The sequence below is a fragment of the Xanthomonas sp. NCPPB 3200 genome (assembly GCF_056393585.1).
On sequence record NZ_CM150785.1, the window covers coordinates 4,171,707 to 4,190,421 of the forward strand.

Genomic DNA, 18,715 nt, shown 5'->3' on the forward strand with positions numbered 1-18,715 from the left:
CGCTGCAGCTGCACGCAAAGCCCGCCTCGCTTGCTTAGCGAGGCGGCAGGCCGCGCGCGTAGGCGGCGAGCTGGTAGATGCGGTGTCCACTGTGTGGACGATCAAGGCGTTTGCCGCACGCGATCGCGAAAGCGCGCGGCTGGCCGAGCAGATCGGCGACGAGGCGGTCGCCCATCGCCGCAGCTGGATGTACGTGGAAAAGGCCCGCGTGATCCACGACATTTGCCTGTCGGTGATGGCCGGCGGCATGTTGATCTGGGCGATCAGCATGTGGCGCGCCGGCATGGTGAGCGCGAGCGACGTGGTGCTGGTCAGCGCGCTGACCTTCCGCATCCTGCGAGGCTCGCGCGACCTGGCGCTGACGCTGGTGGACACCCCCCAGCAGTTGGGCGCCCTCGCCGACACGCTGCAGATCATCCTGCAGCCACATGCCATCGTTGACGCGGACGCACCGCTGGCCCTGGCCCAGGGCGATGTGCGGTTCGAAGAGGTGCGCTTTGCCTATCCGGATCGGGCGGCGGTGCTGGACGGATTGAACCTGCACATCCCTGCCGGCCAGAAGGTCGGCATCGTCGGGCCCTCCGGTGTCGGCACGTCCACCTTGATCGCGCTGATCCAGCGCCTGGACGATGTGCAATCCGGACGCGTGCTGATCGATGGCCAGGACATCCGCAGCCTCAGCCAGGACAGCCTGCGCGAAAAGATTGCGGTGGTTCCGCAGGAAACCGCGCTGTTCAATCGCAGCATTGCCGACAACATCCGCTACGGCCGCCCGGAGGCCAGCGATGCGGAGGTGCAAGATGCTGCGCGGCGCGCATTCTGCGATGGCTTCATCCGGCAGCTGCCGCAGGGCTATGACACCCAGGTCGGCGAACGCGGGGTCATGCTCTCCGGTGGTCAACGCCAGCGTCTGGGCATCGCCCGCGCGTTTCTGAAGGACGCGCCGATCCTGATCCTGGATGAGGCCACCTCGGCACTGGACACCGAGTCGGAAGCGGAAATCCAGGCCGCACTGGATCACCTGATGCGCGACCGCACGGTACTGGGGGTGGCGCATCGCCTGTCCACGGTAATCGGCTTCGATCGCATCGTGGTGCTGCAGGAAGGCCGCGTGGTCGAAGACGGCAACCCCCGGCACAGCTGTGTGGTCGCGGTGGTGCGTTCGATGGCCTGTGGCAGCGCCAGGCGGCGGGATTCGAGCAGGCTACGCCTGGTGCGTCATGAAGACGGCCTTGCGATGCGATCGCCCGGTACCGGCCGAGCATGCTGCAGGTGTGCAGCAGATCGAGTAGACACGCCCCACGCATGCCCACAACGACAACAGGCAGCCGAAGCTGCCTGTTGCCTGCATCGCACCGCGCATCACGCGGTGCCCGATCCACTTCGCTGCCTGATCAGTGCGCCTGGCTCAACTTGGCGCGCAGCGACTTGGCACGCTCCAGATGCTGGGCGATGGTCTCGCGTGCGCGCTGCAGTTCCTTGCCCAGATCGCTCGAACCCGGCTCGCTGGCCAGCTGCGCATCCAGCAACGTCAATGCCTGCTCGTGACTGGTGACGCTGGCCTGCAGGTACTGCGTTTCGAACTCCTTGCCGTTCAAGCCTTCCAGACGCTTGCGGGTGCCGTCAGCGCGGGTGGTTGCAGCCTGCGCCAGCGTGCCGCTGCGATCCGGTGCAAACCGGCTGAGATCGGTGAGCGCCGCACTGTGGGCCTCGTCCATCTTGCGTGCAAACTGCAAGGTCTCGCCACCGAGTCCCTTGACGACTGCCAGTTGCGCCAGCGTGCGCTCCTGCTCGTTGAACACCACCAGCGCACCAAGCGCCTGCTTGCGATCACCGGAGATTGCAGCGGCATCACGCAGCGGGTCGCCATGCGGCGGCGTGCTGCCCGCATTGGCCGGCGCACGCAGCGTCTGCGGTTGAATATCGCGATCGTTGTTCTTCGGGCTGGCCGCTTCACCGGACTCGTTCTGGCGACGCTGCCATGCCTTGTAAGCCACGTAGCCCACTGCACCGGCGGTCACCATCTTGAAAATTCCCATCGTTGTCTCCTGGTTGATCGCGCAAGGCACGATCGTTGATTGTCGGGGTCGCATGGTCGCTGCACGCATGAGCTGCGAACGATTCAGCGTGGCATTCGAGAGTGCGAGCGCGCGGGTTATCCAGGCGTGACACACGCATCAACGCCGCGTCGCCAATCGAACGCGTCCACACCGTGCGCACGTGCCGTGCTGACGGACTTAACGGCACGCTGCCGACACTGGCTGTGTTGCCGCACATCGACGGCCTTTCCGGAGAACCCCCATGCTCGCCCTCAACTACCACGGCTCACGCGATGTCCGGGTCGAAACCGTGCCGGACCCGGTCTTGGTCGAACGCGACGATCTCATCCTGCGCGTGACCGCCACCGCCATCTGCGGTTCGGATCTGCATTTGTACCGCGGCAAGATTCCGGATCTGCGACACGGCGATATCCTCGGCCACGAGTTCATGGGCATCGTCGAAGATGTGGGCCCCGACGTCACCGCCGTCAAACGCGGCGACCGCGTGGTGATCCCATTCGTGGTGGCCTGCGGGCGTTGCTTCCATTGCATGCTGCAGGAATTCTCCGCCTGCGAGACCACCAATACCGGCAAGGGCGCGGCACTCAATCACAAGGACATGCGGCCACCGGCGGCGCTGTTCGGCTTCAGTCATCTGTATGGCGGTCTGTCCGGCGGGCAGGCCGAATACGTGCGCGTGCCCAAGGCCAATGTCGGGCCGTTGGTGGTGCCAGATGCATTGCATGACGAGCAGGTACTGTTCCTGTCTGACATCCTGCCGACCGGCTATCAGGCGGTCATCGATGCCGGAGTCAAGCAGGGCTCGACGGTGGCGATCTTCGGTGCCGGCCCGGTGGGCCTGATGGCGGCGGCGTGCTGCCGCATGCTGGGCGCCGAACGCATCTTCATGGTCGACCGGCATGCCTATCGACTGGACTTTGCGTCCAAGGCCTACGGCATCATTCCGATCAACTTCGACGAGGTCGACGACCCGGCCGATGTCATCGTGTCGCAAACCGATGGCCGCGGCGTGGATGCCAGCATCGAAGCGGTGGGCTTCGAAGCCGAAGGCAGCGCGATTGAAACCGCACTGACCAACTTGAAGCTGGAAGGCAGCAGCGGTGTTGCCATCCGTCAATGCATTGCGGCAACGCGCCGCTGCGGTGTGGTCAGCGTACCGGGCGTGTATGCCGGCTTCATCCATGCCTTCATGTTCGGCGATGCCTTCGACAAGGGTTTGAGCTTCAAGATGGGCCAGACCCACGTGCAGAAGCACATGCCGCACTTGCTGGAATGTATCGGCAATGGCGACCTCAAGCCCAGCGCGATCATCTCCCATCGCATGCCGCTGGCCGATGCAGCGCGTGGCTATGAGCTGTTCGACAAAAAGCAGGACGATTGTCGCAAGGTGGTGCTGACGCCGTAACAGCCAGCAACGCTACAAACGCAAACGGCGCGGTCGATGACCGCGCCGTTTGCGTTGCTGGCTCGTGTGGCCGGGTCAGTCCAGCGGTTTGGCCGGCACGAACGGCGACACCGGATCGCTGGCCGGAAAGGTTTCTTCCAGCGCATCGTCCTGCAAGGCGTCCTGCTTTTCCTTCTCGCTGCGTCGGTCGTCGTGATCGCCGGCCAGATCGGGCGCAGTTGCGTGTTGATGGGCAGTATTCATGGGATCTCCTGTCGCGTTGATGCAGACCACCCAACGCTACGGTGGCCTGCCGACGGCACAGGTGAAAGAGGTCTTCGCACTGGCGCGACAAAGGCAACCGTTTAGGCAACGTTGGATGCATCGGCAGGTTGTCGCAACATGGCGATCGTACGCATGCGGACCACAGCACGATCGAGCGCGCAGCAAGCCGTGCTTGCGTCAACAGGCAGACGCGCAAGGCACGGCACTGCCGGCAACGCGATCATCGCGTTTTTGCGCCACGAGAAAACAGCCTGCTGCCGCCACGGCGGGGACCGGTTCACACCCCGGCGCGCCCAGGGTGTATGGTGCAAGGGCGGCCGGGCTCCGGTGTCGCCTTCACTCTATCTGGCCTTCTCCATCAAGAATCTCTGCGAACGTTGCGACGCCGTCTGTTGCCGGCTCACCGTCATGGTCGATCCATCCGACCGCATCCCCAACCACTTGACCAGCGTGACACCGCAAGGTTGGCACGTGATGGCGCGTGACGAGGAAGGCTGGTGCGTGGCCATCGATGCAGCGCGCATGTGTTGTTCGATCTACGAGACGCGGCCGGCAATCTGCCGGCGTTTCGTCATGTCCGGGCCGTATTGCCGCGACGTGCGTGCCACCTACGACGACCAACGCCGGCGGGGCATTCCCTTGACGCTGTACAACGCATGAGGATTTCGCCATGAACAACTCCCGCCGTCAGTCGATGACCGTGAGCAATCAGCCAGGCAAGCCGCGTTTGTCCGAGCAACGGCTGGCCGCCGATCTGGAGGCGTTCCAGCAATCCGGTGGCGCGATCGAGCGTCTGGGCGATACCCCGCTGCGTCGCGACAAGAAGCGTGGCGAGCCCGAGGCCGCCCCTGCCAAGGCAGTCAAGAAACCTGCTGCCAAGGCAACCGACGCGTCTGAAGCAGAGACCGCGACAACCGCAACAACCGACGCCGAGTAAGCGCGTCGCAGTGGCAGCACACCTGCGGTGTGGCTGTCGCTGTTGGAGTTGGGTGATCGATGCCGCGCTGCGTGCAGACACCACGGCCGGCTGAACCCACAGCGCCGGCATCGTCGGCTTCGAAATGACCGCCTTCCGGCACGCAGACCCGCGTCGCCAACAGGGAAGCGCGGATTACAGCAGTTGCGCGTGCTTGGTCGCGCCCAGTCCCTGTGCCAGCGAAGCCATCTCGTTGGCCAGTGTGATCAGATCGCCGCCGGCTTGCGCGGCAAGAGTCATGATGCGTTGATACGCGTCCCAGAAGTCCGGTCCACTGCCATAGGCGTCGTGGAACCCTTGTAACTCCAGGACCATGAGATCGGACACCTGCATGTCGCAGCGGTCCATTGTGGTCACCTCGTTGGGGAGTCGTCCCCGGACCGGCAGCCTACACGCGTTCACCTTACAAAACAGGGTCGGCCGTGAGACAGCGCAGTTGGAGCTGAATTGGTCAGAGAGCAGGCGCAGACCGGCGTGATTGCGCTTGATCGGGCCCGCTGCTGCGTGTGCTGGCATGTGCGCTGACCCGAACCTGGCGCTGCATTGCGGCACGTCGATGTGCACCATGCGCAACCGCTGCCGCGATCATGCACGACCCCACGCCAGGCGCCGCACTCACGCCGCATCCTGCAAGCCCTGCTGCAGGCATTCCAGCAACCGGCTCAGCTTGGGCAGCAACTGGCGCGCGCGCATCCACACCAGATGCAGTGGCAGGCCTTCGGTATCGCATTGCGGCAGTACCGCGACCAGGCTGCCGCGCTGCAGATGCTGATCGATCAGCCAGGTCGGCAGCTGTGCGATACCCAACCCGGCCACCACCGCATCCACCTGTGCCTCGGCATTGCCGAACACCACCCGCGCGTCCATCGCACGCTGTTCCACCGGCCCTGCGCCATGCCGCAGCAACCACGGGCTACTGCTGCCGTCGGCCTTGCCGTAGAGCACCGCATCGTGCGCCAGCAAGGCGGCAATGCTGTCGGGCGTGCCGCGCTGCGCCAGATACTGCGGTGCGGCGCAGAACACGCGTTTTTCATGGCCCAGATAGCGGTGCCCCAGGCTGCTGTGCCACTGATCCGGACCGCCGATGCGCACCGCGATGTCGATGCCTTCTTCGGCCATGTCGACGAAGCGATCGGTGAACGAAATGACCGGCTGCAGGCCGGGATAACGCTGGAAGAATGGTAGCAACACCGGCAACACCTTGTGCCGGCCGAAGCTCACCGGCAGGTCCAGCCGCAGCCGGCCGGTGGGCGCCTGGCCTTCGGCGCGCAGCACGTGCTCGGCCTCCTCCAGCTCGTCGAGCACCTTGACGCAGACCCGGTAGAACGCCGCGCCTGCGTCGGTCAGCGCCAGCCGCCGGGTGGTGCGTGCGAACAGGCGCACGCCCAGACGCGTCTCCAGGCGTGCGATGGCTTTGCCCACTGCCGAGCTGGTCAGGCTGAGCCGCTCGGCGGCGGCCGTGAAGCTGCCGGCATCGGCGGCGCTGACGAAGATATCGATGCCTTTGACGCGTTCAGAGGGATGCATGGATACACATTCAAGAACTGAAGTCCGCAATGTACGGAAAATACTCCCGATATACGATCTTAATTCTTTCCTATGATGGCCAGCCCACACTGCGGCGCATGCCATGTCTGCTGTCGGCTCTACTTCCTCCCCCGTTTCCGCCACCGCGGCACCGGCCGCTGCTCGCAGCGGCCTGGCGATCTTCATCCTGGCGTTTGCCGCGTTCGTGATCGTCACCACCGAGTACCTTATCGTCGGGCTGCTGCCCGGCCTTGCACGCGACATGGAAATTTCCATCTCCGCGGCCGGCCAGCTGGTGACGTTGTTCGCCTTCACCGTGATGCTGTTCGGCCCGCCGCTGACCGCGTGGCTGTCGCATCTGGATCGCAAGCGCCTGTTTGTCATGATCCTGCTGGTGTTTGCGGTCTCCAACGCGGTGGCCGCGCTGGCGCCCAATATCTGGGTGCTGGCCTTTGCCCGCTTCGTACCGGCGCTGGCGCTGCCGGTGTTCTGGGGAACCGCCAGCGAAACCGCCGGGCAACTGGCTGGGCCGCAGCACGCAGGGCGCGCCGTGTCGCGGGTGTATCTGGGCATTTCGGCGGCGCTGCTGTTCGGCATTCCGCTGGGCACGGTGGCCGCCAACAGCATCGGCTGGCGTGGCGCGTTCTGGATCCTGGCTGCCCTGTCGCTGGCGATGGCCGCGGCGCTGGCGCTCTGGATGCCGACCGTGGCCCGCAGCGAACGGGTGAATCTGCGTCAGCAGGCCGGCATCTTTGGCGAGCGCTTCTTCCTGGCCAATGTGATCCTGTCGGTGGTGGTCTTCACCGCCATGTTCACCGCCTACACCTATCTGGCCGACCTGCTGGAACGCAGCGTGGGTGTGCCGGCGGCGAATGTGGGCTGGTGGCTGATGGGCTTTGGCGCGATCGGCCTGATCGGCAACTGGCTGGGCGGGCGGGTGGTGGATCGCTCGCCGCTGCGTGCCACGGCGGTGTTCCTGCTGCTGCTCGCGCTGGGCATGGCCCTGTGCGTGCCGGTGGCCAAGACCGGCGTGCTGCTCTATCTGACCCTGGCGGTCTGGGGCATTGCCTACACCGCGCTGTTTCCGATCAGCCAGGTGCGGGTGATGAACTCGGTGACCCACTCGCAGGCGCTGGCCGGCACCACCAATGTGTCGGCGGCCAATGCCGGCATCGGCATCGGCGCCATCATCGGCGGGCTGGTGATTCCTGCCTGGGGGCTGGGCAGCATCGGCTATGTGGCCGCGGCGGTGGCGCTGCTGGGGGTGGTGCTGATTCCGTTGGTACATCGCGCCCGAGGCTGAGATGTCGCGTTGCGGGCCAGGCGCCCCTGGCCCGCAGCGTTGGTCGCGCTCGCTGCGCACGACCACGGGAGCGCAAGCCAGATACCGCTACAGATGGACTTGATCCTTGGGCGCTGCGCCTACTGGATCGCTGCGCTGCACGCTGCAATCGCACGCACACCCCCACACCAGGCCGGCTGAATGCCGCCCGGGCCGGCCTGCGCGGCCAAGCCCGCAGCTGCCGGGCAAAGCGCCGAACCGCGCAGCTTCCCGTGTAAAATGCGCGGTCTTTGACCGGAACAATGGCGAAAGCTTCTCCACGGGCGCCCCTGTCGGGCCCGGCGTTCATTCGCCTGCTTGCTCGCCTCACCGATGCCCACGTGGCCCAGTCCAACCATGCGCTCGCCGACCGGCTCAGCCAATGGATCGACTGGACGCGTGCGGTCGCCGTGTCCAAGGCGCTGGATGGCAAGCTGCCGGAGATCGACGCGCTGCCCGACACGCGCAGACTCGACACCGAGGCCTGCGCCCGCGTGCGCACCGGGCTGGCGACCAGCAGCGTGGTCGAGCTGGATGCCGTGCTCGCGCGCACGCGTCGTGATGCGCGCAGCGCCGCCGCTGTCGACATCGACGCAGCGGCAGCGCCGCCCGCGCTCGACTATGCCCCGTTCCGGCAGCACTACCTGGCGATGCAACGCGCGATGCGCACTGCCACCGGCGACCTGCGTGGCCGCCTGCGCGACATGCTGGCGCTGGAATCGGCGCCGATGGCGCGGCTGGCCGAGGTGGATGCGGTGATGGAGCTGACCTTGAGCCCACGCGAGCAAACCCTGCTGAATCATGTGCCGAACCTGCTCGGCGCGCATTTCGAGCGCCTGCGCGATGCCGCGCAGGCGCAGAACCCGGCACCCGACGGCGAGGCCGCGCCACGCGCGCGCTCCGACGGCTGGCTGGATGTGTTTCGCAAAGACGTGCAGAGCGTGTTACTCGCCGAACTGGATGTCCGTTTTCACCCGATCGAAGGCCTGCTCGCAGCGCTTCGTACCCGCTAACTGGGACCTCATGTTCAGAACTCTCGTCCACCTGTGTGTGTTTGTCGTCGGCCTGTTGGCGGTTTGCTGGGTCGGCATCGGTTATCTGGGCTCCAATCCGCTCGGCGCCTGCGTCGCGGCAGTGATCGGCGCCTGTTATGTGGCCGGCGCGCTGGAGCTGTACCGCTATCGCCAGGCCAGCGCGACGCTGGACGATGCGGTCACCGCATTGACCACCGCGCCATCGGCGTTGGGCGAATGGCTGGAGCGCCTGCACCCGAGCCTGCGCAATGCGGTGCGCCTGCGCATCAAGGGCGAGCGCGTGGCGTTGCCGGCACCGGTGCTGACGCCGTATCTGGTCGGCCTGCTGGTGTTGCTGGGCATGCTCGGCACCCTGCTCGGCATGATGGCCACGCTCAAGGGCACCGGCTTCGCATTGCAGAGCGCCACCGACCTGCAGGCCATCCGCGGCTCGCTGGCCGCGCCGGTGGAAGGCCTGGCGTTTGCGTTCGGCACCTCGATCGCCGGCGTTGCAACCTCCGCAATGCTGGGGCTGTTGTCGGCACTGTGCCGGCGCGAGCGGCTGCAGGCGGTGCAGCGTCTGGACCTGAAGATCGCCTCCGAGCTGCATCCGCATTCGGACGCGCACCAGCGTGGCGAAGTGTTCAAGTTGCAGCAGCAGCAAAGCGCACTGATGCCGACGCTGATCGATCGCCTGCAGACGCTGATGCACAGCATCGAGCAGCAGAGCATTGCCGCCGACGAACGCCTGGCCGCGCAGCAGGCCGAATTCCACGCCCGGAGCGAGGCGGCCTATGCGCGCCTGGCCACGGCGATGCAGCAATCGCTGCAGAGCGGCGTGGCAGAAAGCGCACGCGCGGTGGGCGCGGCCTTGCAGCCGGCGATGGAAGCGACCATGACCAGCATCGCGCGCGACACCGCCGCCCTGCACGAGCGCCTTACCCATGCCGTCCAGCAGCAACTGGACGGCATCACCAGCGGCTTCCAGCACAGCGCCAGTGCCGCAGCCGCGCACTGGACCAGCGCACTCGCCGCACAGGAACGCGCGCAGCAAGCGCTCGACACGCGGCTGCAGACCACGCTGGAGCAGATCACACAGCAGACCACTGCCGTGCAGGACGGCGTTGGCACCGCCGTGCAGCAGCAGTTGCACGCGCTCAACGACGGCTTCCAGCACAGTGCGCAGACGGCCGCCGAGCACTGGCAGGCCGTGCTGGCCGCGCAGGACCGTGCGCAGCACGCGTTGACCGAGCAGTTGCAGACCACGTTGGCGCAGATCGATCAGCGCAGCATCGCGGTGCAGGATGGCGTGACCCACGCGGTGCAGCAGCAGTTGGCCGCGCTCAATGACGGGTTCGAACGCAGCAACGCCGCCACGGCCGAGCACTGGGCCGCGGTGATCGCCGAGCAGCAGCGCGCAGGCGCGGCGTTGAACGCGCAATTGCAGGCCACGCTCGCACAGCTCGCCCAGCAGAGCAGCGCACTGCAGGACGGCGTGCAGCAGGCCGTGCAGCAGCAACTCGACGGCCTGAGCAGCGGCTTCGAAAGCAGCACCGCCGCTGCCGCCGCCACCTGGACCGCAGCGGTGGCCGAACAGCAACGCGCAAACCACGCGCTGACGCAGGAGTTGCAGGGCACGCTGACCCAGTTCGCCAGCACCTTCGATGCACGCTCCAGCGCGCTGGTCGATGCGGTGTCCAGGCGCATGGATCAGTCCAGCAGCGAGACCGCCAGCGCCTGGAACGCCGCGCTGGCCCAGCAACAGGACGCCAGCGCCGCCTTGGCCGCCCAGCACCAGGGCGCACTGGCAGCCGCCACCGCCAGCTTCGACGCGCATGCCGCCGCCCTGGTCGGCACCCTGCAGCAATCGCACACCGAGCTGCAGGCCGCACTGGAAGCCCGCGACACCCAGCGCCTGGCGCTGTGGAGCGAGCGCTTCAGCGCGATGAGCGCAGACCTGAGCACGCAGTGGGAGCGCACCGGCGAACGCGTCACCCAGCAACAGCAGGCGATCTGCGACACCCTGGCCAGCACCGCCAGCGAGCTGTCCACGCAGGCGCAGGCACAGGCCAGTGCCACCATCAGCGAAGTGGCGCGCCTGATGCAGATCGCCTCCGAAGCGCCCAAGGCGGCCGCCGATGTGGTGGCCGAGCTGCGCCAGAACCTGTCCGAGAGCATGGTGCGCGATACCGCCATGCTGGAAGAACGCAGCAAGCTGCTCGCCACCCTGGACACCTTGCTCAACGCGGTCAACCACGCCTCCACCGAACAACGCGCAGCGGTCGATGCGCTGGTCACCACCTCGGCCGACCTGCTGCAACGCGTGGGCACCCAGCTCACCGAGCAGATCGGCAGCGAGACCGGCAAGCTCGGCGCGGTGGCTGCACATGTCAGCGGCAGCGCGGTGGAAGTGGCCAGCCTGGGCGAAGCCTTCGGCGTGGCGGTGCAGCTGTTCAGCGGCTCCACCAGCGAGCTCAACGAACGCCTGCAGCACGTCGCCAGCGCACTGGATGCCTCGCTGGCCCGCAGCGACGACCAACTGGCGTATTACGTGGCGCAGGCGCGCGAGGTGGTCGACCTCAGCATGCTGTCGCAGAAGCAGATCATCGAAGAGCTGCGCCAGCTCGATCGCGGTCGCGGCGATGCCGGTGAGGCCGCTGCCGGCGAGGCCAGCGCGGCATGAGTGACGAGATCGACATCGACGGCGAATCGGGCACACCGATCTGGGCCGCCTTCGGCGACCTGATGTCGGTGCTGCTGGGCGCGTTCGTGCTGATCCTGGTCGGGGTGATCGGCGTGCAGCTACAGCTGTCCAGCCGCCTGGACGAAGAGGTCAAACAGCGTCAGGCCGAAGCGCAACGCCGCAAGACGCTGGAGCAGGCACTGGCGGCACCGCTGGCCGCCGGCCGCGTGACCCTGGTCGACGGCCGCATCGGCATCCGCGGCAATGTGTTGTTCGCCTTCAATTCCGATCAGTTGCAGCCGGAAGGCCGCGAGGTGCTGAAGACGCTGGCCGCGCCGTTGACCGAATACCTGGCGGCGCGCGAGGAGATCCTGATGGTCAGCGGCTTCACCGACGACCGCCCGGTGCTGGGCGGCAACCGGCGCTACGCCGACAACTGGGAATTGTCGGCCCAACGCGCACTCACGGTGACGCGTGCATTGATCGCCGAAGGTGTGCCGGCCGCATCGGTGTTCGCCGCGGCCTTCGGCTCGCAACAGCCGGTGGATTCCAATGCCGATGAAACGCGCCGCGCCAGGAACCGCCGTGTGGAGATTGCACCGATTGCGCGCCCGTCCACGTCGCGTGCTTCCTCTGCCGCCAAGCCGACAGCAGCCGTAGGCACGCGATGAGCACGCAGGCGACATCCGCGCACGCGCGCCTGCAGCGCTGGCGCAGCCAGGGCGCCGACCGGCTGGACCCGGTGCGTTTCCATCTGATGGAAACGCTGGCCGCGCGCGCCGGCACGCAAGCGGATGCGGTGCGCGAAGTGCTGGAAGAAAAGCTGGGCAACTTGATTGATGCGTATGCGGTGGCAATCAAGAAAGCATCGCGCCGTCCTGCAATTACCGATACCGCGCAGCCGTCGCAGCGCAGCGCGCTTGGCGCGTTAGCCGAGCGGATGGCAGGCCACGCCGCGTTGATGGAAGTGGACAGCAGAAAGACCGCCAGCGCCGATGCCACGCAGTTCCCCGAGCTGCCGGCGCTGGAGGATTTTCGTCGCACCTGGACCACGGTGCGCACCGCCAGCCAGGTGCGGCAGTCGCTGCAGGACGCCCCCAAGGACGCCGGCCCGCTCAATTCCAGCGTGCTGGTGCATCGCTGCATCAGCCTGATGCGCGAGTGCTCACCGGGCTACCTGCAGCACTTCCTCGGCTATGTCGACGCGCTGTCGTGGCTGGAGCAGCTGCACAGCGGTGGCGCGTTGGCCAGCGAGGACGCCGCGCCGGTGGCGCCGGGCAAGAAGCGCAGCAAGCGCGCCTCCACGCGGCGCGGCTAGCGCAACCAATCAAGCGCGCTGGCGCTGCACGCACACGGCGGCTGGCTGAAATCAGCATGGCGCACGTGTCCAGCACGGTCGCGGCCAGTGCGCTGCTAAATGTCGTTGGCATCCGCCGACCAGCACTGGCGTGGTCCATCATGCAGGCATGGTCGGACGTCGCCAGTCGGTGTCGATCACATGTCGGCGCTGATCAAAACCGCAGCCGCACACCCACGGTCCAGCTGCGCGGCGCGCCCGGATACACCCACTGCTCGCTGTAGGAGAACGCGGCGTAGCGGCGGTCGGTGAGGTTTTCGACCTTGGCATACAGGCGTAGGCGCTCGCTTAGGTCGTAATGCCCGACCAGGCGCCACACCGTGTACGCAGGCAGCACGAAATCGGTATTGCTATCCACCGAGCCCAGCCGCTCACCGGTATGCGACACGCCCACGCCCACCGCCGCACTGCGCTTGCCGGTCAACGGCTGCTCATAGTTGAGGAAGGCATTTCCGCTGAAGCGCGGCACGTTCGGAAAGCGGCGTCCCTCGGCCAGGCCGGTACCGGCGGCGGCCTCACTGCTGCGCGTGACCTGCGAGTCGGTATAGGCCAGGCCCACCGAGGCGGCCAGGCGCGGGGTCAGCCGCCCGAGCAGATCCAGCTCCACGCCCTGACTGCGCATCTCGCCCACCGGCAGCGAAAAACTGGTGTCGGCCGGATCCAGGCTCAGCACGTTCTTCTTGTCGATGCGGAACGCGGCCAGCGTCGCTTCCAGGCCATCGCCGGGCTGCACGTACTTCAGGCCGGTTTCCAGCGAACGGCTCTTCTCCGGCGCAAAACTCTGCCCGTCCGCACCCACGCCGCTGTTGGGACGAAAGCCCGCCGCGGCGCTCGCATACAGCGACAGCGCAGCGTCGACATGGAAGATCACGCCCGCACGCGGGCTGACCACACCATCGGAGGCGCGCTGCGTGGCGCTGCGCAATTGATTGTCGAGATCCTGCTGGTAGTGGTCATAGCGCAGGCCGAGCAAGGCCTTCCAGCGCGCGCCAAGATCGAGCTGATCCTGCGCATAGACGCCCCATACCTGTTGGCGTTCTTCGGTGTCGGTGATGGCGGCCAGCCGCCCCGGCTGCGCAACGCCGTACTGCGGCGCAAGCACGTCGATACTGTACGGCGTGGCCGCAGAGCGGGCGCGCTGCTGGAAGCGGCTGTCGTCGAAGCGATTGCCATCCACGCCGAACAAGACGTTGTGGGTGACGCTGCCCGCCTGCAAGCTGCCAAGCAGTTCCGCACGCGCGGCGATATCGCGGCCCTGGTAATCGCGGTAGCGGCGCTCGCGGCGCAGCGTGCGCTCGTCGGCCTGCAGCGTCCACGGTTCGGTGGAAAACCCGCGCATGCCGCTGTCGCGATAGGTCGCCCCGCCTTGCAGCGACCAGGTCTGGTTCAAGCCATGCACCACGAACACCTGGTGCCCGGTGGAATGCAGATCGATATCGCCATCGCGCGGCTCACCCAGAAAACGCCCGGCCGGCAGCCGATTGGCATCGCCATCGATGGCGGTGACGCCGCGATCGAACGGCGCATGGATGCGCACGAATTCCAGCTCGTAGGACACCGTGGTATCGGGCGTCGGCATCCACAGCAGCGAGGGCGCCAGCAGCGTGTTGTCGCTATCGACGGTGTCGCGGAAGCTGTGCTGATCCTTGTGCATGACGTTCAGCCGATAGGCCAGGTTCTCGCCCAGCGGGCCGGTGCTGTCGACCGCAGCGCGATAACTGTCGAAGCGCCCCGCCGACAGATCCACGCTGTGCTGCGGCTGGAACAAGGGCTTCTTGGTGACGATATTGACCGCACCGCCGGGCTCGCCGCGCCCGTACAACGCCGAAGCCGGGCCCTTGATCACCTCGATGCTCTGCGTGTTGGCCGCATCGCGCAGGCCGTTGTAACCGCGGCTGGCATTGAAGCCGTTGACCATGTAGTCCGAGCTGAAATTCGGGTCGCCGGTGAAGCCGCGCATCGAATAGCTGTCCCACAACCCGCCCAGGTTGTTGGCCTTGGTGATGCCGCTGGCCATCTCCAGCGCGCCGGCCAGATCGTTGACGCCGGCATCCTCGAGCAGGGTCTGGTCCAGCACGCGCGCACTGATCGGCAGGTCGCGCAGCGGCGCATCGGTCTTGGTGGCACCGGTCACGCTCAATGCGCGGTACGGCGTGTACTGGCTGCGCACCTGCACCGCATCCAGGTCGCGCGCCTGCGGCTCGGCCGCCTCGGCAAGCGGACTGACGCCTGCGCAGCTCAGTGCACCGAGCAAAGGCAGCGTGTTGGACAGACGGCGGCGCGGCGTGGACACGGACATCGGGCAGGACTCCTGAAGCACCTGGGCGCGCTGGGCCCGGGTGGCAAGTGAGACAACGTAGGTGAGGGGTGACACGCAGCTGCCGCTATGACGCGGGATCGGCGCTTGCATCGAAACGTGGCGCGCGCCCGAAGTCGTCGCGCGTAAATGGGCGGTCGCGGAACAGATAGCCGTAATAGAACGTCCGCAGTGCCTGGTGGTAGGCGCGGATGCGGTCCTGGTACGCCAGTTGCGCGCGCAGATCGGTGCCTGCCAGGCGCGTCAATGCAGCCTGCAACGCCACCGGCGGCAACACGCTGGCCACGCGCTGCGCCAGCGCCTCGCGCCGCTGCAAACCTTGGCGATACGCTGCGACCTGTGGGGCCACCTGTTGGTCGCCGTTTTCGTGGAAGGCGAAATACCACTTGTAGTGGAACGCGCCGGTCAGCGGCGCCGAGTCCGCCCACTGCGGGTTCTGCGCGTAGAAGGCGCGCATGGTGTGCTGGCGCGGAATGTCCCAGGCGTGGTTGACCGCCTCGCGCTGCAGCCGCGCGATCTCGCTGCCTTGGTTGACCGGCACTGCCTGATTGATCGCCACATGCGCCAACGCCGGTGCGACCAGCGCCAGCACCACCCAGCAGGTCGCCAGGGCGGTGGCATGCGCGGCCGGGCGCCAGTGGAGGCGCCCGGCCAGCACCGACAGCAACACCCAGAACAGCAGATAGGCGCAGGTCATTGCCAGCACCGCGAGCTGTTGCAGCAGCGGCACCGCATTGAGGGTTGCGGCAATCACAAACGGCACGCTCAGACACACCAGCACCGCAGCGGCACGCACCGCCACGCGCCGCACCAGCAACGCCGTGCCCGCGCCCGGCAACGCGGCGAGCATGCGCGCACGCCCGGCCTCGCGTTCGCCCGAACGCAGATCGAACAGCAGCGCGATCACGAACAACGGCAGCAGGAACACCAGCACGAAGGCGTAGTCGAAGCGCCCGGCCAATGCCAGCTCCGGGTTGTAGCTGTCGCCATCGTGGATCTGCGCTTCCAGGCCCAGCGCGCGGACACGCAGGATGTACGGCGAGACATCGCGCATGCCCACCGCAGCAAATGCCAGTGGCGTGGGCACATCCCAGGTCGGATGGAAGCTGTAGTAGGCCGCGCTGCCGGCGTCGTTGGAGCGCGCCACATAGTCTTGCACCGCTGCGATGTCCTCCTGCTGCAGCGCTGCAATGCGCGCGATGTTGGCGCGTTGCGCAGCGATGAGGTGCTGGCCGGAGAGCAGGCTGCACACGGTCAACACCGCCAGCAACAGCAAGCCGGCCAGCGCGGCGCGTGCGCGCAGCAACAGCAGCAGTTCGTATTTCCACAGCAGCATCAGCGCGCCACTCCCACACGCCGGCCGGCCACCACCAGCATGCACAGCGCCGCCAGCAGCCAGGCACCGACCAGGCCGAGCGCCGCGCCCGCGGCGCGCAATACCTCGGTGGTGGCCGGCGGCTGGAATGCGAACACCGGGATCGCGTGCCAATGCGCGGAGGAGATGCGCTTGCGTTGGTCGGCACCGGCATCCTGCGCGGTGTCGTCGGCCATGCTTACCGCATCGGCCTGCAGCTGGTTGAGCTGCTGCACTAGCGTGTAGCGGTAATGCTCGGCCTGGTCGAGAAACCGCTCGTGCGCACGCAGGTCGGTTTCTGCCAGCGTCATCGACAGCTCGCGCAGCGCGACCGTGGGGCTCAGCAACGCGAACGTGCGCACCAGCAGATTCTGTTGCTGTTGGATGGCCGAATCACGCGCCGCATAGCGCTCGAACAGGCTCGCGGTGAGCCGCTCGCCTTCCAGCGCCAGCAGGCCCTTGTAGTTGACCGGCAGCTCTTCCACCCGCTGCACGCCATAGCGCGCCAGTGTCTGCTGCTTGAACTGCGCAAAGTGCGGGTCATCCGGGTTGTGGCTGTCGCCGAGCGTGCGCAGGTCGCGCTGGATCGCCACATCGGTCTCCAGCCGCGTCGGCAGGCGGTACGCCGCACTGGCCGCATCCGGCGCCACGCGCGGCACCAGCAGGGCCAGCCACACCCACACCGCCAGCGACACCAGCAACGCATCGCGGCCGCGCCGGCACAGCATCGACACCGACAGCACCAACGCGCACCACACCAGCAGATACACCGCATACGCCAGCACCAGCAGCGCGACCCGCAGCGCCTGACCCGGCAACGACGCGATCGGCAGCAACCCGACCAGGGCCGGCAACAGGCAGGCAGCGGCCACCACCGCGAGCGCGAGATATTTGCCGCCGAACAATTGCCCACGCGTGGCCCCCTGCAGCAACAGCGCGCGCAAGGTGCCGGTCTCCTGCTCGCGCGCCACCACGCCATAGCCGAGAAACACCAGCAGCAGCGGCGCCAGCACCTGCAACACGAACGCCGGGGTGAGCTGGCCGAAGCGCACCAGCAGCGAGCTCTGACGCACATCGCCGAAGTTGGCGGTGTTCTGGCGATGGCCTTCCAGGAACATGCTGTTGCCGGTGAACGCGTCCACGCCGGCATCGAAGGCGGCCAGCGCCGGCAACGGGCGATAGATGAAGTGGCCGTAATGCACCACCCGATGCGGGTGGCGGTCCGGCTGCGCTTCGAAGGCTTGCTGCGCGGCCAGTTGCTGGCGCGCGCGGAACTCGGCCACCTCGCGCTGATGATGCGCGGCGGTCAATGCCGCCACCAGCGTGAGCAGCATCAGCAGCACCACACCGATGGCAGCGGAACGATTGCGCGCCATGAAACGCAGTTCCTCGCGCGCGACCAACAGCACAGGACTCATGCAGCCCGATCCTGCGCACGCGCAAAACGCGCATGCAAGCTACGCACGTCGAAGCCGCTGTCGCCGGCACCGGTGTCTTCGGCAATGCGCCCGTGTTCCAGGAACCCGATCCGGTCGGCGACATCCACTGCGCCGAGCAGGTCATGCGTCACCATCAGCACCGCGCCACCGCGCTCGCGCACGCTGCTCACCAAGCGGTTGAAGTCACCAATGGCGCGCGGGTCCAGGCCCGAGGTGGGCTCGTCCAGCAGCAACACCGGCACCTGGCGCAGCGTGGCCACCGCAATCGCCACCTTCTGGCGCATGCCCTTGGAAAACCCCGCCAGCCGCTGACGCCAGGCCTCACGCTGCAGGCCGGCAGCGGCCAGCGCCTGGCCGATCTCGGCCTGGCTGCGGCGCTGGCCGGCCAGCGCGAGCAGGTAGTCGGCATTTTCCAGCGCGCTCAGGTGCTCGTAGAGCGCGACGTTTTCCGGCAGATAGGCCAGCCGCGCACGTGCGCCGCCAGGGTCGGCGACCGGGTCGATGCCATCGACCCGCAGGCTGCCGGAGGTGGGTTTGACGAAGCCGAGCAAGCTGGAAAGCGTGGAGGACTTGCCGGCGCCATTGCCGCCCAGCAAGGCGTAGACACTGCCGGCGGCGACCTGCAGATCCAGCCCCTGCAGCACGGCGCGGTCGCGGTAGGCCACGTGCAGGTTGCTGATCGAGATGGCGGGGGCGACTGGGGGACTGGAAAGCATGGCAAGGCAATGGCTTAACGAAATGATACGTTATCACATTGCGTTCGACGCTTGCAGTGGACCGGGCGACGCCGCGCAAGCGCCAGCCGGAGCGGCGAACGCGCGGCGTTATCCCTCTCGGGCGACAGCACCACAGGAAGCAGGCTGCCCGCGCGGGTGCGCGACCGTCGACGCGAGCGCGGCCCGTCAAATGTTACTGTATTACGCAAATGTTCTGCTGCTTGCTGCAGCGCCGGAGGCAGGAACTCCCTGCACCGCGCGACCTGCGCCCAGGGAATGACCA

Annotated in this window: 16 protein-coding genes and 1 pseudogene; 9 read left to right on the top strand and 8 right to left on the bottom strand. The window is 67.0% G+C overall.

Annotated elements, in window-relative coordinates; translation table 11 throughout:
• Positions 1–46: 46 nt before the first annotated feature.
• Positions 47–1,224 (top strand): annotated as a pseudogene (locus AC06DU_RS17910) (ABC transporter ATP-binding protein); the annotation flags it as partial.
• 170 nt (positions 1,225–1,394) lie between these two features.
• On the opposite strand, the gene AC06DU_RS17915 reads toward AC06DU_RS17910, so the two are convergent.
• The gene (locus AC06DU_RS17915; RefSeq protein WP_478202935.1) at positions 1,395–2,039 is read right to left on the bottom strand and encodes a DUF4142 domain-containing protein; all 645 of its coding nucleotides are present in this window, start codon (positions 2,037–2,039) and stop codon (positions 1,395–1,397) included.
• Between the two features lie 262 nt (positions 2,040–2,301).
• Between AC06DU_RS17915 and AC06DU_RS17920 the strand changes: the two genes are divergently transcribed.
• Positions 2,302–3,465, top strand: coding sequence for a zinc-dependent alcohol dehydrogenase (locus AC06DU_RS17920; protein ID WP_024938479.1), 1,164 nt, complete (start codon positions 2,302–2,304; stop codon positions 3,463–3,465).
• A gap of 75 nt (positions 3,466–3,540) precedes the next feature.
• On the opposite strand, the gene AC06DU_RS17925 is transcribed toward AC06DU_RS17920, so the two are convergent.
• On the bottom strand, positions 3,541–3,708 hold the full coding sequence (locus AC06DU_RS17925) for a hypothetical protein (RefSeq protein ID WP_478202936.1): 168 nt from the start codon (positions 3,706–3,708) through the stop codon (positions 3,541–3,543).
• 348 nt (positions 3,709–4,056) lie between these two features.
• On the opposite strand from AC06DU_RS17925, the gene AC06DU_RS17930 reads away from it, so the two are divergent.
• Both AC06DU_RS17930 and AC06DU_RS17935 read left to right on the top strand, forming a co-directional pair.
• On the top strand, positions 4,057–4,389 hold the full coding sequence (locus AC06DU_RS17930) for a YkgJ family cysteine cluster protein (protein WP_226427509.1): 333 nt from the start codon (positions 4,057–4,059) through the stop codon (positions 4,387–4,389).
• Between the two features lie 10 nt (positions 4,390–4,399).
• Positions 4,400–4,666 (top strand): hypothetical protein, encoded by a 267-nt coding sequence (locus tag AC06DU_RS17935; RefSeq protein WP_039518701.1) that lies wholly within the window; start codon positions 4,400–4,402, stop codon positions 4,664–4,666.
• Between the two features lie 174 nt (positions 4,667–4,840).
• Here the strand turns inward: AC06DU_RS17935 and AC06DU_RS17940 are convergent, their stop codons facing one another.
• Together AC06DU_RS17940 and AC06DU_RS17945 are read right to left on the bottom strand one after the other, a co-directional pair.
• Positions 4,841–5,053, bottom strand: a complete 213-nt coding sequence (locus AC06DU_RS17940) for a hypothetical protein (protein WP_024938481.1) — start codon at positions 5,051–5,053, stop codon at positions 4,841–4,843.
• Between the two features lie 267 nt (positions 5,054–5,320).
• On the bottom strand, positions 5,321–6,232 hold the full coding sequence (locus AC06DU_RS17945; protein WP_024938482.1) for a LysR family transcriptional regulator: 912 nt from the start codon (positions 6,230–6,232) through the stop codon (positions 5,321–5,323).
• Between the two features lie 103 nt (positions 6,233–6,335).
• On the opposite strand from AC06DU_RS17945, the gene AC06DU_RS17950 reads away from it, so the two are divergent.
• The 5 genes from AC06DU_RS17950 (at position 6,336) to AC06DU_RS17970 (ending at position 12,567) form a co-directional block, all read left to right on the top strand.
• On the top strand, positions 6,336–7,535 hold the full coding sequence (locus tag AC06DU_RS17950) for an MFS transporter (RefSeq protein ID WP_016900940.1): 1,200 nt from the start codon (positions 6,336–6,338) through the stop codon (positions 7,533–7,535).
• Between the two features lie 281 nt (positions 7,536–7,816).
• On the top strand, positions 7,817–8,566 hold the full coding sequence (locus AC06DU_RS17955) for a DUF3348 domain-containing protein (protein ID WP_478202937.1): 750 nt from the start codon (positions 7,817–7,819) through the stop codon (positions 8,564–8,566).
• A gap of 10 nt (positions 8,567–8,576) precedes the next feature.
• Positions 8,577–11,249, top strand: a complete 2,673-nt coding sequence (locus tag AC06DU_RS17960) for a DUF802 domain-containing protein (protein ID WP_478202938.1) — start codon at positions 8,577–8,579, stop codon at positions 11,247–11,249.
• Positions 11,246–11,920, top strand: coding sequence for an OmpA family protein (locus AC06DU_RS17965; protein WP_478202939.1), 675 nt, complete (start codon positions 11,246–11,248; stop codon positions 11,918–11,920). The genes AC06DU_RS17960 and AC06DU_RS17965 overlap by 4 nt, the downstream gene beginning before the upstream one ends.
• Positions 11,917–12,567 carry a DUF2894 domain-containing protein gene (locus AC06DU_RS17970; protein ID WP_478202940.1) on the top strand — a complete coding sequence of 217 codons (651 nt, stop codon included), beginning with the start codon at positions 11,917–11,919 and terminating at the stop codon, positions 12,565–12,567. The genes AC06DU_RS17965 and AC06DU_RS17970 overlap by 4 nt, the downstream gene beginning before the upstream one ends.
• A 193-nt stretch (positions 12,568–12,760) precedes the next feature.
• Here the strand turns inward: AC06DU_RS17970 and AC06DU_RS17975 are convergent, their stop codons facing one another.
• From AC06DU_RS17975 to AC06DU_RS17990, 4 genes are all read right to left on the bottom strand, one after another.
• Positions 12,761–14,905, bottom strand: a complete 2,145-nt coding sequence (locus AC06DU_RS17975) for a TonB-dependent siderophore receptor (RefSeq protein ID WP_478202941.1) — start codon at positions 14,903–14,905, stop codon at positions 12,761–12,763.
• Between the two features lie 85 nt (positions 14,906–14,990).
• On the bottom strand, positions 14,991–16,259 hold the full coding sequence (locus AC06DU_RS17980) for a DUF3526 domain-containing protein (protein ID WP_478202942.1): 1,269 nt from the start codon (positions 16,257–16,259) through the stop codon (positions 14,991–14,993).
• Entirely contained in the window at positions 16,259–17,695 is a 1,437-nt protein-coding gene (locus tag AC06DU_RS17985) for an ABC transporter permease (RefSeq protein WP_478202943.1), read from the bottom strand. Before AC06DU_RS17985 ends, AC06DU_RS17980 begins: the two co-directional genes overlap by 1 nt.
• On the bottom strand, positions 17,692–18,432 hold the full coding sequence (locus AC06DU_RS17990; RefSeq protein ID WP_478202944.1) for an ABC transporter ATP-binding protein: 741 nt from the start codon (positions 18,430–18,432) through the stop codon (positions 17,692–17,694). The genes AC06DU_RS17985 and AC06DU_RS17990 overlap by 4 nt, the downstream gene beginning before the upstream one ends.
• Between the last annotated feature and the right edge of the window lie 283 nt (positions 18,433–18,715).